General features: G+C 71.6%; 2 protein-coding genes and 1 pseudogene. All 3 read left to right on the plus strand.

Annotated features, from left to right (window positions below):
* Positions 1-94, plus strand: a pseudogene (locus tag AB0N04_RS38555) (roadblock/LC7 domain-containing protein); the annotation flags it as partial.
* Positions 95-255: 161 nt separating this feature from the next.
* Positions 256-951: a DUF742 domain-containing protein gene (locus AB0N04_RS38560; RefSeq protein WP_360223521.1), complete on the plus strand. Its 696-nt coding sequence runs from the start codon at positions 256-258 to the stop codon at positions 949-951.
* On the plus strand, positions 932-1,191 hold a 260-nt coding region (locus AB0N04_RS38565; protein WP_360223518.1), incomplete at its 3' end, for an ATP/GTP-binding protein. The genes AB0N04_RS38560 and AB0N04_RS38565, both read left to right, overlap by 20 nt.

A 1,191-nucleotide genomic window follows, 5' to 3' on the forward strand; every position in this document is an offset into this window, starting at 1 on the left:
CGTCGGCTACGAGATGGCCCTGCTCGTCGACCGCGCCGGCGCCGTCCTCACCCCCGCACTCCGCGCGGAACTCCAGGGCAGTCTCCTGCACTGACGGTTCGTCGGATACCGTCCAGGTATTCGAAGTACCTCCGCGTCCCTCCCGGGCCCGCTTCGGCGGGCTCGGGTTCGGACGTTGTACGGCCTTCGCACCACCGGCTCCGGACCTGCGCCGAAGCTCGCACCGCACCGCCGCACCCTGTGAGGAGAGGAACCGTGACACCGCCCGACGACCGTAGCGGCCAGTACGGCGTTCCGTACCCCGGCACAGGCCATGACGCCTTCGGAGCACCTGGCGTCGGCCACGGTCAGCAGTACGGCCGGCCGCAGCACGCCGAGCAGTACGACCAGCACCAGTACGGGCAGCCCCAGCACCCGTACGGCCGGCAGGAACAGTACGACCCGCAGGGCCGGCAGGGGCCGTGGGGCCAGCCCGGCCCCTACGGACAGCCGCAGCCCTCCTACGGCACGCCGCAGCCCGGCCCGCCGGTCCCGACGCCCGAACCGGCCCCCGGCTACCAGCCGGCCCAGGAGCCCGGGCACGTCGAGGAGTTCGAGGACGAGACCGACTCCGGCCCGCTGATCCGGCCCTTCGCGATGACCGGCGGCCGCACCAGACCGCGCTACGAACTCGCGCTGGAGGCCCTCGTCTCCGCCGACGTCGACCCGCAGCGGCTGGCCACCCTGCTCCCCGAGCACCAGCGGATCTGCACGCTGTGCACGGAGGTCAAATCCGTCGCGGAGGTGTCGGCGCTGCTCTCGCTTCCCCTGGGAGTGGCCCGCATCCTCGTGGCCGACCTGGCCGAGGCCGGCCTGGTCGCCATCCACCAGCCCGCTTCCGGCGGCGAATCCGGAAACCAGCCCGACGTCACGCTGCTCGAAAGGGTCCTCAGTGGACTTCGCAAGCTCTAACGCGGCCGCCCCCACCCGCGCCACCACCTCCGCGAAGATCGTCGTCGCGGGCGGCTTCGGTGTCGGCAAGACCACGCTCGTCGGCGCCGTCTCCGAGATCAACCCCCTGCGCACCGAAGCCGTCATGACCTCGGCCTCCGCCGGCATCGACGACATCAGCCACGTCTCCGGCAAGACGACCACCACCGTCGCCATGGACTTCGGCCGCATCACCCTCGACGAGGACCTCATCCTCTACCT

It is taken from the genome of Kitasatospora sp. NPDC051702 (assembly GCF_040681575.1).
Classification (GTDB): Bacteria; Actinomycetota; Actinomycetes; order Streptomycetales; family Streptomycetaceae; genus Kitasatospora.